Genomic DNA, 14,141 nt, shown 5'->3' on the forward strand with positions numbered 1-14,141 from the left:
CATGCAAGAGTGGTATTGGTTAGCCTGCGACCTCTGTCCTTAGAGTGGTCGCCAGCCCATAACAACAAGGACCACCCGATGCGCCTACGATCATTGCCCTGCCTTCTGGCCCTGGCATTGCCATTCACTGCACTGGCCGAGGGGCCCGCCAAAGAGGCCACCGCGCTGACTCGCCAGATCAACCAGCAGTGGTTGCAGCGCCTGCCGTTCGCCGACCGCAGCGATTTCGACAACGCCCGCCGGGGCCTGCTCGAGGCCGTTGACCAGGCAGTGGTCAACGCCGATGGCAAACCCGTGTGGGACCTGCAGCGCTACGCCTTTCTCAATGGCCAGGCACCGGCCACCGTCAACCCAAGCTTATGGCGTATCGCTCAGCTCAATAGCATTGCCGGCCTGTTCAAGGTGACCGACGGTATCTATCAGGTACGCGGGCTGGACCTTGCCAACATGACCCTGATCGAAGGCGAGCACGGCCTGATCGTGGTCGACCCGCTGCTATCGGTCGAGACCGCAAGGGCGGGCTTGGCGATGTACCTACGCCATAGCCCGCAACGGCCAGTTGTGGCAGTGATCTACACCCATCCACACGTCGATCATTTCGGTGGCGTGCGGGGGGTGATCGACGAGGCCGATGTCAAAGCGGGCAAGGTCCAAGTCATCGCCCCCCAGGGATTTTTCGAGCATGCCATCAGCGAGAACGTTCTCGCCGGCCCTGCAATGAAGCGGCGTGCCCAGTACATGTATGGCGCCCCCCTGCCACGCGGGCCTCGCGGCCAGGTGGATGCGGGGCTGGGCAAAGGGGTGCCGGCCAACGCTACGGTCAGCCTGATCGCCCCCACGCAGCTGATCGACCAACCGTTGCAAACCCTGCAGATCGACGGGGTGAACATCGAGTTTCAGCTGACCCCCGGCACCGAGGCGCCGGCCGAAATGAACCTGTGGCTGCCACAGTTCAAGGCCCTGTGCATGGCCGAAAACGCCTCCCATGTGCAGCACAATGTGCTGACCCTGCGCGGGGCCCAGGTGCGTGATGCCAAGGTATGGGCGTATTACCTGGACCAGTCGCTGGTGCGCTACGGCGAGCAGGCCGAGGTGGTGTTCGCCCAGCACCACTGGCCCACTTGGGGCGGTGCAGCGATCCGCGAGTACCTGGCCGATCAGCGGGATATGTACGCCTTCATCGACAGCCAGACTCTGCGGCTGATCAATCGCGGCCTGGGCCCCACCGAAATTGCCGCCGAGCTGACCAGCCTGCCGCCACGGCTGGCCAGCAAGTGGTATAGCCGCGATTACTACGGCTCGCTCAGCCACAACGTGCGGGCTGTATACCAGCGCTACATGGGCTTCTACGATGGCAACCCCGCCACCCTGGACCCACTGCCACCCAGCCAGGCCGGCGCCCATTACGTCAAAGCGCTGGGAGGGGCCGAGCGAGTGCTGGCACTGGCCGGTGATGCCTACGCCAATGGCGATTACCGCTGGGTCGCCGAACTTACTCGGCATCTGGTGTTCGCCCAGCCAGACAACCAGCAGGCCCGCCAATTGCAGGCCGATGCGCTGGAACAGCTGGGCTACCAGAGCGAGAATGCCACCTGGCGCAATGCTTACCTGACCGGCGCGCAGGAGCTGCGCAACGGTGTCGCGCCAGGCGCGAGCCAAGGCGGCAGTGCCGAGGACCTGGTGCGCGCGCTGACCCCTGCATCGTTCTTCGATTACCTGGGTGTACGTGTGGATGCGGCCAAGGCCGCCGCGCAAGATCTGACCATCAACTGGCGTTTCAGCGACCTGGACCAAGACTACGCCCTGACCCTGCGCAACGGTGTGCTCACCCATCGCGACCTGGCCCGCCACCCACGGGCCGATGTCGAGGTGACGATGAGCAAGGCCACCCTCGACCAGATTGCTCTGAAACAGACAGGTTTCCTCAAAGAGGCCACCTTGGGGGGCATCGACATCGCAGGTGAACGGGCCAAGTTCCTACGCTTCATGGGGGGGCTCGATGAGCCTGATGGCCGGTTCGCCATCGTCACCCCCTGAACCCACCTCCCCCCTTGACCACAGCAATAAGGCGTCAGCGCAGCCCTTGGCTGCGCAGCGCGCCGGGCGAGAAGTGCGAGGCGCTGGTGACGAGGTCGAAGGTATACGGCTTGGGCTGTTCATTGGTCAGGCCCGAGAGTTGATAGCGGCCAGTGCGCAGATCGTAGATCGCCTCCATGGCGTTGACCAAAGCCTGGCCAGTGACGTGGTAATAACTATGAGCCTGGGCCGTGCGCCACAGCCGGCCCTGCTGGTCGAAGAAATCGGCTTCGACGATGGCCCAACTGTCCTCGTCCAGATAATAGCGGCGGCTGGCGTAAATATGCTTGGCTCCAGGTTTGAGCGTACCCACCACTTCCCACACCCGGTGCAGCTCGTAACGGGTGGCCTGCGGCCGTACATGGCCCGGCCCGATCAACGCAGCGTAACCCAGCAGCGGCGAAGCCAGGCGATAGCTGTTGTAGGGCACGTGCAGTGTCTTCTTGCCCACCAGGGTCCACTGGTAAAGGTCTGGCGCGCCGTTGAACATATCGCGGCTGTCGGCAGTGCGCAGGCCGGCCGTGCCTGGGGTAATGCTGTCGTACGCCAAGGCAGGGGCACGTCGCACTCGCCGCTGGCTGCTGCTGTACAACCACGACAGGCGCGGCTGCGCCACTTGGTCGAGGGTTTCGTGCAGTACCACGGCATCACCCGCCAGCCGCGACGGAGCGGTCATGCGGTAGCTCAGGTAATACAGCACAGTGCTCGGATCGCCATCGCGCAGCACATCGGGGCGGGCGAACGTCTGCTGAAAGCTCATGGTGGCGTAGCGCCCATCGCCACGTGGGGTGATGCTGTCCGAAACCAGGCTGTAGCTGGCGTTGCGTGGTCGGGTCAGGTGGTTCCACAGCACCTGGAGACCGTTGCTTGGGTAGGGAAATGCCAGTACGCCAGCAAACCCCGTCAGGCCATTGCCGTCATTGGCCAGCCTTGCACTGGCTGCATTGCGCTGGGCCCATGCCTGCACCTGGGGCGCAACGGCAACGCTGCGATGCGACGGATACACCGGCAGGCGAAACGATTTGGGGTAACGCTCGATCAAGGCCACCTGCCCGGCCGTGAGCTGATCGCGGTACTGGCGGTAATTGTCGGCACCGATGATGTACAGCGGCTGCTCGTCGGCGTAGGGGTCCAGCGGTGTGCCATTGAAAGCCAGCGACACCTGCCCGCTGCGCAGCCCACCGTCCCAGGCCGGAATGCGGCCATCAGAGCTGGGCCCACGCTCGGCGCCCACCGGGGTCAGGCCCTGGGGTGTAGGCATGGCTTGGGCGTGCAGGGCCAGCAGGCTGGCATTGACGAGCAGGATACAGCGCAGCAAAGCGGCAGGTTTCATCGCAGTTGGCCTCTTGTTGTTGTGTTGTGCCGGCCGGGCTTGCCTTGGCCCGCCCTTTCGAGGTGATACTAGGAGCCGCGCTTGGAACCCCACAAATAACGTGTTCGGATACGTGCCATATCAGTTCGGCATACCCTTGGAATCTGCTGCAATGACCTTGAAACAGCTCCGCTACCTGATCGCCATCGTCGAAGCCGGCAGCTTCTCCTCGGCTTCGCGTCGTGCCTACATAGCCCAGCCGGCGCTGAGCCGGCAGATCAGCCTGCTGGAAAGCGAGCTGGAAATGCAGCTGCTCGACCGCCAGCACGATGGCATCGCCCTGACAGATGCGGGGCGCCAGCTTTACGAAGTTGCCCGCCAGGTGGTGCAGAAACTCGACTCGGTGAAAGACGAGCTCAAGTCCAGCCGTGGCGACCCCAAGGGCCATGTCGCCATTTCGATTCCGGCAACTGCCGCCGAATTGCTGCTGCCAGAAATCCTCAGGCGCGCCGAGCAGCGCTTCCCCGGGGTGACGCTGACGGTGTGGGATGGTTTGAGCCGCGAAGGCGGCCAGGCTATCGAACTGGGCCGTGTGGACTTTGGGGTGGTGCCCAATGCCGAGGAACTCGACCATGTCGAGGCCGAGCCGATCTTTACCGAGGCGTTGTACTGGGTCGGCAGCTCAACCCCCGGTACCCCCGACACCATTACCCTGGCCGAAGCCATTGCCACCCGCCTGGTGCTGCCGCCCCGCGGGCTGCACCTGCGCCGGCGCATCGAGCAAGCCGCCATGGAGGCAGGTGTGCCCCTGAACGCCGCCTACGAACAGCAATCGGCGCCCGGCATCGCCAGCCTGGTACGCGCAGGGTTTGCAGCGACCATCAGCAACTGGCCGCCACTGAGCCAACTGCTCGAGCCCACGGCAGCGCGGCGTATCGTCGAACCCAGCATCAGCCGCACCATCGCCCTGGCGCATTCGCAGCACAAGCCCCTGTCGTTCGCGGCCGGTTGCCTGCGAGACCTGGTGCGCAGCGTGCTGATCGACCTGGTCAACAGTGGTCAATGGCGCGGTGAGCTGATCGGCAGGCAAGCCCAGCCGCTGGAGTCGGTACTGGGCGTTCAGCTGGCGGTTTGAGCCCGCACCTGCCGCCCTTGCACATCCGCCCCGTGCAAGCGCTGCAAGGTGCGCTGCGGGTTGAGGCTGACCAGGCCGGCCAATCCCGCTATCACCAGTACCACGCCGCACACCAGGAAGCCTTGGGCATACCCTGCCGGGTGTGCGGCACCCGCGCCTTGCACCAGCACACCGGTCACTACCGGCGCCGCCAACCCCGCGAGCGAGGCGATGCCGTTGCCCATGGCGAGAATGCCCCCACGCTGGCCTGCGGGGGTGAATTCGGCAAGCATCGCTGGCCCTACCGAGTACATGACCAACGCCAGCCCACCACTGAAGGTCAACGCACTGACCCGCACAACGGTGCTCAGCCCCGGCAGTACCAACGACGCCGACAGCAGCCCAGCCACTATCAGACAGGCCGAAACGAACACCCCACGGGCCAGCCGCGACGGTAGGCCCTGGCGCATCAGGCGCTGTGAAAGCCAGGCGAGCAGCAGGCTCAAAGGCGTGGTCACGATCACGAACATGACGAAAATCCGCCCGGTCTGCAGCGGGTCGATACCCAGCCCCACTTGCAGGTAGCTGGGCACCCAGGTCAGAGTAAGGGCCAATGACCAGTTGGCAGCGAAGTGGCACAGATAGTTACCCAGCACGCTGGGGTCGCTCAACAACTTGCGGTAAGCGATGGCCGGCTCGTCAGCCTGCAACTGGCTGGCACGCAAGCGCTCGAGGGTGCCTTCTTGCCCCAACCGCCACCACAACAGGCACCAGACCAGCCCGATCACGGCCAGGATGATGAAGTTGGTGCGCCAGCCATAATGCTGGCTTACCCAAGGGATCATGGCGCCTGCCACCAATAGCCCCATGGCGCTGCCTGCATGCAGCAGCGCTACCGGCAAATTGCGCCGGTCGTTGGGGAACCACTTGTACAACGCATGGGTGGCGACCGGCGAGGCGGGCCCTTCGCCAATACCCAGCAGCACGCGGCAGGCGATGATCGCCCATAGGGACGTGGCGAACAGCATCGGTAGCTGGATCAGCGCCCAGAACACACCCATACCCAGCAGCAGGGTACGCGTGGGGCGGCGGTTGGCCATGAACCCCCCGATCACCGCCGAGAGGGCGAAAAACCAATGCAGGGCGCCGCCAATCAGGCCGAACTCGGTTGCCGTCAGGCCCAGCTCTTGGCTCATCGGCACCGCCACCAGGCCGATCACCACCTTGTCGAGAAAGTTGATCAACATCAGCAGCGCCAGCAGCGCGGCCACCAGCCAGGCAGTTCGGGGGTTGGGCAATGAAGAATGCGCAGTCATGGGGAATACTCTTGTTATTGTTGTCAGCATGCAGGCAACAGGCCGCCACTGCGGCCTGCCGGTGGCTCAGGCGGGCATCAGCACCCCTTTGGCGATGGTATTGCGCTGGATCTCGCTGGTGCCGGTGAGGATGCGCATCATTCGGGTGGCGCGGAAAATCCATTCCACCGGATGCCCCTGCATCAAGCCGGCACCACCGTGTACCTGCACCGCCTTGTCAGCGATGCGAAACGCAGCCTCAGACACGAACAGCTTGCACATCGGCGCCTGGGTGCGGATATCGCCCCCTGCGTCATTCAACTGGGCGGTGGCGTACACCATGCTGCGTGCAGCATGCAGCTCGGTGGCCATGTCGGCGATCATATGGTTGACCGCCTGGAACATCGCGATCGGTTGACCGAACTGCTTGCGGCTGCGGGCATGCTCGACCGACAGCTTCAGTGCCAGGCCGGCCAACCCCAGCAGGGTCGGGCAATGCAGCAGGCGGTTCAGGGTGATGCGACCCATGGCCAGTTTGAACCCCTGCCCTTGTTCACCAATCAGATTGGCCGCCGGCACCCGCACCTGGTCAAGCACGATGTCGCCGTGGGCGCCGCCACCGGACATCACCGAGTAATCGCTCTGGATGCGCACACCTGGGGCCTTGAGGTCGACGAAAAATGCCGAGATACCCTGGGCACCCTGCCCTGGGCCGGTCACCGCCAGCAGCACTGCCAAATCGGCAAAGGTGGCACCAGAAATGTAACGTTTGCTCCCGCTCAGTACGTAGTGATCGCCATCGCGCTGTGCCTGGGTGGCAATGGCGCTCGCATCCGAACCGGCCTCAGCTTCGGTCAAGGCAAAGCACACCGCTTTCTCGGCGCGGCACACCGGCTTGAGGAAAGTCTCGACCTGATAGGGGCTGGCCACCTTGAACAGGTGGCCGACCCGCGGTGGTCCCGACAGCTCACCCAGCACGTGCGGCGCGAGCATCGAGCCGGTCAGCACGGTGGCCTCTTTCACCGCACACAGGTCGGCCACGTTCAGGCCGGCTCCGCCCATGCTTTCGGGCAGCATGATGGTATACAGGCCCTGCTCGCTGGAACGCTTCCACACCTGCCGCAGCACAGACTGCGAATGCGGGCGCGCCCAGTCCAGCTGCGCTTGCTGCTCCAGTGGGCGCACCTGATCGCGGACGAAACCTTCGATCGATTCAATGATCTGCGCAGCTTTTGCACTTGGTTGATACATGGTGATGCTCCCAGGTCAGATACGACGTTCGCTGTGTTGCCAGTAGGTGTCCCGGACCAGGCGGCGCACCACCTTGCCATTGGGGTTTTTCGGCAGCTCGTTCACGAAGTCCACGCCGCGCGGCTTCTTGAAGCCAGCTAAGGCGCCTGCGCAACGCTCGATGAGCTCAGCCGCCTGCAATTGCGCACCGGGCTTGAGCACCACCACCGCACGCACCGCCTCGCCCCATTGCGCATCAGGCACACCGACCACTGCCACTTCGAACACTTCGGGGAAGCCGTAGATCACCTGCTCCACCTCGCTGGGATACACGTTGAAGCCACCGGAAATGATCATTTCCTTCTTGCGATCGACGATGAACACGTAACCCTGGTCATCGACCGTCGCCAGGTCACCGGTGAGGTAGTAACCGTCGCGCATGACCTCGGCGGTGAGCGCCGGAGCCCGCCAGTAGCCCTGCATGATGTCGGGCCCTTTGACCACGATCTCACCAACCTCGCCAGGCGCCACATCTTCAAACGCGTCATTGACCACCCGCAGGTCGGTGTCGAAATAGCAGCGCCCGCAAGAGGCCAGGCGCCGGTAGTCGCCGTCCTCGACCAGGTGGTCCTGCTCGGTCAGTACCGTCACCAGCGAGCAGGTTTCACCGGCCCCGTAGCCCTGCGCAAGAATCGGCCCGAACAGCTCGATGGCCTTTTTCACCAAGGCTGGTGCCATCGGCGCCGCGCCATACATCACAAGCTTCAGGCTGGACAGGTCGTAACGCTCGACGCCTGGGAAATTCACCAGACGGTTGATCATCGCAGGTACCAGGAACAGGCGCGTCACCCGTTCGCGCTGGATGGTCTCCAGCAGCAAGCGGTCGTCGTAGCGATCGAGCAGCAGGTTGCAGGCACCGACTGCCAGCAGTGGCATGATCTGCATGCCACTGGCATGGGTAATGGGCCCGACATGGGCCATGACGTCGCCCGGCTCGGAACGCCGGGTTGGGCTGGCAATGCTTTTGCGCACCAGTGCCTTGCGGTTACCGAACGACAGCATGGCGGCCTTGAGCACACCGGAGCTGCCTGAGGTGTAATGCAGAACGGCCAGCGCATCGTCGGCCGGGTCATGTGCCAGTGCGGTATCGCTGCCACGCTCGAGCAACGCGGCATAGCTCAGGTCACCGCCATCCCCGTCCAGCACGATCACCTGGCGCAGCATTGGCAACTGCTGACGCCGCGCTGCCAACGCCTGGGCGAAGCGAGCGTCGGTGATCACGGCAACACTGCAGGAGTCTTCCAGCACCCGCACCACTTCATCCAAAGACAGGCGTGCATTGATTGGCACCTTGACCATCGCCGCCTTGTACAGCGCCACTTCAGCCTCCACCAGCTCCACGCGGTTGGCGGCAAGAATCGCTACATGCTCGCCAGCGGCCAACCCCAGCGTTCCCAACCCATTAGCCAGTCGATTGCTGCGGCGTTCCAGTTGGGCGTAGCTCAGGCGCATCTGGCTGTCCGCCACGGCGATGTGCTCGGGCCAGTAGCGGGCACTGCGGGTTATGATCTTTCCAAGGTTCACGTTGTTGTTCTCGTCGACAGGAAGACATCGACGATGCTAAACAGCCGTGGGCGGGCAGATGTAATACCAGATTCCGATGCCGGCCATAGCATTATTAGCTGGCGCCGGTTGGCGCACTTGGCGAACGGGTGCCGATGGGTACGGCACCCGTTGCTTTAGGTCGGCGCGCCAGTGCTGCGGTGGTCAGCCTCGTCCGTAGCCCTTGCTATTACGCGGCGGTTCAAACGCTTCGTTAAGTTCGGGCAACGCGGTCACTTTGATCGAGCGCACGGGTACAGCGAACCTGGCGCCTATGCGCGAAAAGCATTCGAGCAAGCGGAAATTGATCGCCTGCTGAATATCCATGTACATGTTGTACCCAGGGTCCTGCACGATGTAGACGCACTCGAACTCCAGCGCCTCCTTGCCAAACCCGCGCAGGTGGGCTCTGTCAAAGCGTGCATGTTCCTGCGCCCGGATAGCCTCCTCCACGATGGCTGGGGCTTTTTTCACCGCTTCAGTGGGCGTGTCGTAAGACAGTCCGAACTCGAAGACAATGCGCCGCTCCTGCAGCCGCTTGTAGTTCTGGATGGTACTGCTGATCATGCTCGCATTGGCCATGACGATCTGCTCACCACCCAGGCTGCGGATACGGGTAGTTTTGAGTCCCACATGCTCAACGGTGCCGGCCAGTGAGCCAATGACGATGAAATCTCCCACTTCGAATGGTTTGTCCACGGCAATCGACAGCGAAGCGAACAGGTCGCCTAGTATGTTCTGCACCGCCAGTGCTACCGCGATGCCACCGACACCCAAGCTTGCGATGAAGGCGGTGATGTTGACGCCCAGGTTGGACAACATCGCCAGTACCACGATCGACCACAGCAGCACCCGGGCACCCCAGGCCGACAACGTCGCCAAGGCGCTGCCTTGGTACAACCCCTGCCCGCCGTGGCGTGTGATGTAGTGAACCAGCCCCAGGGCGATGGCACGGTTGAGCCACAAGCCGATCTGCAGGGCGGCCACTACGAACCACAGGCTACTGACCCTGTCCAGCCAGCGTTCAGGCAGGTCGAGCATGCTTAGCCCCACCAGCAGCGAAGCCAACAACAACAGCAGGTTGCTGGTGCCGGCCAAGACTTTGGCCAGCACCTGGCTGAGCATCCCGGTAGACTCCACCCGGCGCCGCATGAAGCCTATGGCAGCCCGCGCTACCGTGAAAGTGACAGCCGCAACGCATAGCGCCAACAGCCAATTGAGCACTGATATACCGAACACGCTGTGGTCCGTAACCAAGTCGGTGATGCGCTCGTACATGAGTGGCAAGCCTCCTGAGTGTTTGAGTTGAAGCGGACATGCCTCTTCTCTGACGCCCTATGCTCCCGTGAGGTCGATTGGATGTCCGCTCAGCGATGGCCGGTCGGATCGAACCGAGCCAAGTGTGCCAGTGCAAGGTGCGTGAGGGTCACTGCACCTTGCACCGCGAAGTGGCATAAAGCCTCAACTCACCACGTGCAGGTAATGCAGGTGGCGCTCGTATTGATCGAGGATGTCGCCGATCACATCGTCCCGGCTCCAGCCCATGATGTCGTAGTCCTGCCCGCCTTCACGCAGGTGCACTTCTGCGCGGAAGTACTTGCGGCCATCGGTACTGTCGTCGGTATCGCGCATGACGAAGCTGGGCGTATTGAAGGCGCGCGGACGAACCTCGTAGAGGAAGCGCCCTTCCCCGGCATGGGAAAGCTCAAGGGCGACCCGGCCATCCTCACGCTCATTCACGGCCACCTCGTAGCCTTGCTTACGCAGCTCCAGTGCGACCTCTTCGCAGGCAGGCTTGACCACATCGGCGATGAAGCGCGTAACGTGCGCACGGCGCGGCATCATGGCGATATTGCGCAGGCGGCGCTGCCAGCCACCGTGGGGATGACGGGCATGCCCAGGCCCAGGTAGCGCCTGGTTGCGCAGCCCGCGGCGCGTGGCATCCAAGCTCAGAGCTTTGAACAACCCCCACATGGCTATCAGCAAGATGGCTGCGAACGGCAGGGCCGAGGCGATGGTAGCAGCCTGCAGGGCTTTAAGGCCGTTGGCCAATAGCAGTGCAATGGCCACGGCGCCCATGCTCAGCGACCAGAAAATCCGTTGCCATAGGGGCGAATGGCTCTGCCCCGACGAGGCCAGCATATCGACCACCAAAGCGCCCGAGTCTGCAGAGGTGACGAAGAACACCACCACCATCAGCACCGCGACCAGGGAAATGACCGTGGCAAACGGGAAGTGCTCAAGAAAGGCAAATAGCGCCAGCGAGCTGTCCTGACCAACGACGGTAGCCAAATCTTGTATCCCATCGTTGAGAATCATCCGAATGGCGGAGTCACCGAAGACCGTCATCCACAGCAAGGTGAAACCCGCCGGAACGAACAGCACCCCACAAACGAATTCGCGGATGGTACGCCCGCGGGAAATACGCGCGATGAACAAGCCTACGAACGGCGACCAGGACAACCACCAACCCCAGTACAACAGGGTCCACCCACCAATCCAGTCGGTCGGTTCATAGGCATAGAGGTTGAAAGTCTTGTTGACGATATCCGACAGATAGGCGCCGGTGTTCTGGATATAGGTCTGCAACAAGAATACGGTTGGCCCCAGTATCAATACGAATAGCATCAAGATCACCGCCAAGCTCAAGTTGAGCTCGGACAGAATGCGGATGCCTTTATCCAGCCCGCTGGCGACCGACAGTGTGGCCAGGCCGCAAGTTACCGCAATCAGGATTACCTGCACCGTGGCGTTGATGGGTAAGCCGAACAGATGATTCAAACCGCTGTTGATCTGCAGCACTCCATAGCCCAGAGAAGTGGCAACGCCAAACACTGTGCCGAGAATGGCGAAGATGTCGACCGCATGACCAATGGAGCCGTGGATACGCTCCCCAATCAAAGGATACAGCGCTGAACGCAGCGTTAGCGGCAAGCCATTACGGAAACTGAAGTAAGCAAGGATCAACGCCACCATTGCGTAGATCGCCCAGGCATGCAGGCCCCAGTGGAAAAACGTGATCTTCATCGCTTCACGTGCCGCGGCGACGGTGCCGGGCTCCCCGACCGGGGGCATGGTGAAATGCATCACCGGTTCGGCGACCCCGAAAAACATCAGGCCGATACCCATACCCGCAGAAAACAACATGGCGAACCAGCTGCTTTTACCATAATCCGGCTCGCTGTGATCAGGACCTAGTTTGATGTCACCGTAGCGACTGACCGCCAGGAACACCACACTGATCAATACCAGCGCAACGGTTAGGATGTAAAACCAACTGGCATTAGTGATGATCCAGCTCTGGACGCTTTCGAACAGGTCTTGGGCATGCGCCTGAAAAGCAGTGGCATACACGACGAGCAAAAATATCAATAGAGCGCTGGTGTAGAAGACCGGAGGATTAAGCGTGGTCCTGGGTTTTGGTGCTGCAGTCATTTGCGGCGGTTCTCCTTTGGTGACGGTGTGCACGGCGTGCCAAAGATGACTTGGACCAGCGTTCAACCAACGAAGTGCCAGATCGTTGAACCGTCATTGCTTGAAAATGCCTCAAACCGTAACGCCACCCGCATAAATTCTCAAACACTGGCCTTTGAATGCCAGCGGCAGCTGCTCTATGACAATCCTTGCATGCTGTGAGCTAACGCCCAGCCAAGACGGCCGCGCAGTGGGCCTGTTTGTGGGCATGGTCAAGGCGATTGTGTCGTTCAAGCTCATTCTCAATTCATTGATATTGCTTTCACTGAATTTTCACGCCTGCTACGGCAGTCTTTAGCTATCCCTACGTGTGATAGACCTTGCCCGCCTAGCAGCGGGCTTTCTTTTGCCTGCGGTTTTTCCACGCGCGAGCGCAACGTATCCAAAGGCCAGGGTCATGGGTTCAGGCCAGCTGGATGTACACCGAATAGCTGCCCAGCAGCACCCAGAACACCAGAAAGATCCAAGGCGTGCGTAACGAAAACAGCAGCGATTTTCGATGCCCGGCACGCGAAGTCTCGGCCTCGCAGAACAGCGGCGACTCGTCGTAGGCCAGCCCCATTAACGGCTCGCTCTGCAATAGGTGGCTTTGCTTGAGCTGCCAGTGATCGATGATTCTGTACGCCGCCCGAATACCCGGCCAGGCGTTGAGTGAGCTGAGTACACCCAGCAAAGCAAGAAACGCTGGCACTATCAGCGTGAACATTTCCCCCCAACCATCGTTGAGGTTGCCCATGGCAGAAACAAAGGCGATAACCAAGAAGGACTGCGCCGCCAGGTAGGCATCGGTACGGTTGGCCAGGATGCTGGTTTCGTATTGAATTTCACGCCGATAGAAATCCAGACGCTCCTTGGGCGAACCAAACATCCTGGCATCGTGCTCGTCGATTTCGTGCTCAGGGGTGGTTGGGGTGATGATTCGAGGCACTTGCTGCTCCGCAAATTTGCGCCCAAGCCACGAAAAGGGCTTGAGTCTGACCTCGGTAGAACAAGGGTGAGGCTGCAAATTCAATCGAATCGGTTCAATTGACCGCTCGTCGCTCGATGCGCCGATTGAACCAAACACGTCCCGGCAAGGCTTCTCGAAACCTGTGAGTGCGTTCTCAACTACAGGAGCTCGAATCATGCGTGAATTCCCTACCCCGCCCTTCCCTTCGCAGCCACAAAGCGTGCCGGGCTCACAACGCAAGATGCAGCCGGCTCCTGACTGTGGCGAGCAGTCATACATCGGCCATAACCGATTGGAGGGCAAAATTGCCCTGATCACAGGCGCGGACAGCGGCATCGGGCGCGCGGTAGCCATCGCCTATGCCCGTGAAGGTGCTGACGTGGCCATCGCTTACCTGGATGAGCACGACGACGCCCAGGAAACCGCACGCTGGGTCGAGCAGGCAGGCCGTCGTTGCCTGTTGCTACCCGGGGACCTCGCCCAGAAGCAGCACTGCTACGACATCGTCGAGAAGACCGTGAACCAGTTTGGGCGCATAGACATCCTGGTCAACAACGCAGCGTTCCAGATGTCCCATGAGACCCTGGAAGAAATCGATGATGATGAGTGGGTGAAAACCTTCGATATCAACATCACTGCCATCTTCCGGATTTGCAAGGCGGCGCTGCCGTCCATGCCCAAAGGCGGTTCGATCATCAATACCAGTTCGGTCAACTCCGACGATCCTTCCCAAAGCCTGTTGCCTTATGCGACCACCAAAGGCGCGATTGCCAACTTCACTGCCGGGTTGGCCCAGTTACTGGCCAAAAAAGGCATACGGGTGAACAGCGTCGCACCTGGTCCGATCTGGACGCCACTGATCCCCGCAACCATGCCCGATGAGGCGGTACAGAACTTCGGGTCAGGCTACCCAATGGGGCGGCCAGGCCAGCCGGTGGAGGTGGCACCGATCTATGTGTTGCTGGGCTCGGACGAAGCCAGTTACATCAGTGGCTCCCGCTATGCCGTGACCGGCGGTAAGCCGATTCTTTAACGTACTTCGCACAGTGTCGCTGGCGCTCAAACCGCCAGCGACCGGCTGCGCTGAAC

Annotated in this window: 10 protein-coding genes; 3 read left to right on the forward strand and 7 right to left on the reverse strand. The window is 61.6% G+C overall.

What is annotated here, in order from left to right; translation table 11 throughout:
* Positions 1-78 precede the first annotated feature (78 nt).
* Positions 79-2,037, forward strand: a complete 1,959-nt coding sequence (locus J5M56_RS01190) for an alkyl sulfatase dimerization domain-containing protein (protein ID WP_207869163.1) — start codon at positions 79-81, stop codon at positions 2,035-2,037.
* Between the two features lie 34 nt (positions 2,038-2,071).
* Here J5M56_RS01190 and J5M56_RS01195 read toward each other — a convergent pair whose 3' ends face one another.
* Entirely contained in the window at positions 2,072-3,409 is a 1,338-nt protein-coding gene (locus tag J5M56_RS01195; RefSeq protein WP_207869165.1) for a DUF1329 domain-containing protein, read from the reverse strand.
* 151 nt (positions 3,410-3,560) lie between these two features.
* Between J5M56_RS01195 and J5M56_RS01200 the strand changes: the two genes are divergently transcribed.
* A complete protein-coding gene (locus J5M56_RS01200) occupies positions 3,561-4,523 on the forward strand; it encodes a LysR family transcriptional regulator (protein ID WP_186476930.1) in 963 nt (320 codons plus the stop codon).
* On the opposite strand, the gene J5M56_RS01205 is transcribed toward J5M56_RS01200, so the two are convergent.
* The 6 genes from J5M56_RS01205 to J5M56_RS01230 all read right to left on the reverse strand — a co-directional run bounded on the left by J5M56_RS01205 (position 4,508) and on the right by J5M56_RS01230 (position 13,031).
* A complete protein-coding gene (locus J5M56_RS01205) occupies positions 4,508-5,818 on the reverse strand; it encodes an MFS transporter (protein WP_207869167.1) in 1,311 nt (436 codons plus the stop codon). The genes J5M56_RS01200 and J5M56_RS01205 overlap by 16 nt on opposite strands.
* Before the next feature lie 66 nt (positions 5,819-5,884).
* Positions 5,885-7,048, reverse strand: coding sequence for an acyl-CoA dehydrogenase family protein (locus J5M56_RS01210; protein ID WP_207869169.1), 1,164 nt, complete (start codon positions 7,046-7,048; stop codon positions 5,885-5,887).
* Between the two features lie 15 nt (positions 7,049-7,063).
* Entirely contained in the window at positions 7,064-8,611 is a 1,548-nt protein-coding gene (locus J5M56_RS01215; protein WP_207869171.1) for an AMP-binding protein, read from the reverse strand.
* A gap of 183 nt (positions 8,612-8,794) precedes the next feature.
* Positions 8,795-9,907, reverse strand: a complete 1,113-nt coding sequence (locus J5M56_RS01220; RefSeq protein ID WP_060479029.1) for a mechanosensitive ion channel family protein — start codon at positions 9,905-9,907, stop codon at positions 8,795-8,797.
* Positions 9,908-10,090: 183 nt separating this feature from the next.
* Complete coding sequence (betT, locus tag J5M56_RS01225; protein ID WP_186476926.1) at positions 10,091-12,064, reverse strand: choline BCCT transporter BetT; 1,974 nt, start codon at positions 12,062-12,064, stop codon at positions 10,091-10,093.
* A 442-nt stretch (positions 12,065-12,506) separates the two neighbouring features.
* The gene (locus J5M56_RS01230) at positions 12,507-13,031 is read right to left on the reverse strand and encodes a hypothetical protein (RefSeq protein WP_060479031.1); all 525 of its coding nucleotides are present in this window, start codon (positions 13,029-13,031) and stop codon (positions 12,507-12,509) included.
* Between the two features lie 196 nt (positions 13,032-13,227).
* On the opposite strand from J5M56_RS01230, the gene J5M56_RS01235 reads away from it, so the two are divergent.
* Entirely contained in the window at positions 13,228-14,085 is an 858-nt protein-coding gene (locus J5M56_RS01235; protein ID WP_207869173.1) for an SDR family oxidoreductase, read from the forward strand.
* Positions 14,086-14,141 lie beyond the last annotated feature (56 nt).

Origin of the sequence: Pseudomonas sp. 51_B, from assembly GCF_017491595.1 — a bacterium.
Lineage (GTDB): Bacteria > Pseudomonadota > Gammaproteobacteria > Pseudomonadales > Pseudomonadaceae > Aquipseudomonas > Aquipseudomonas promysalinigenes.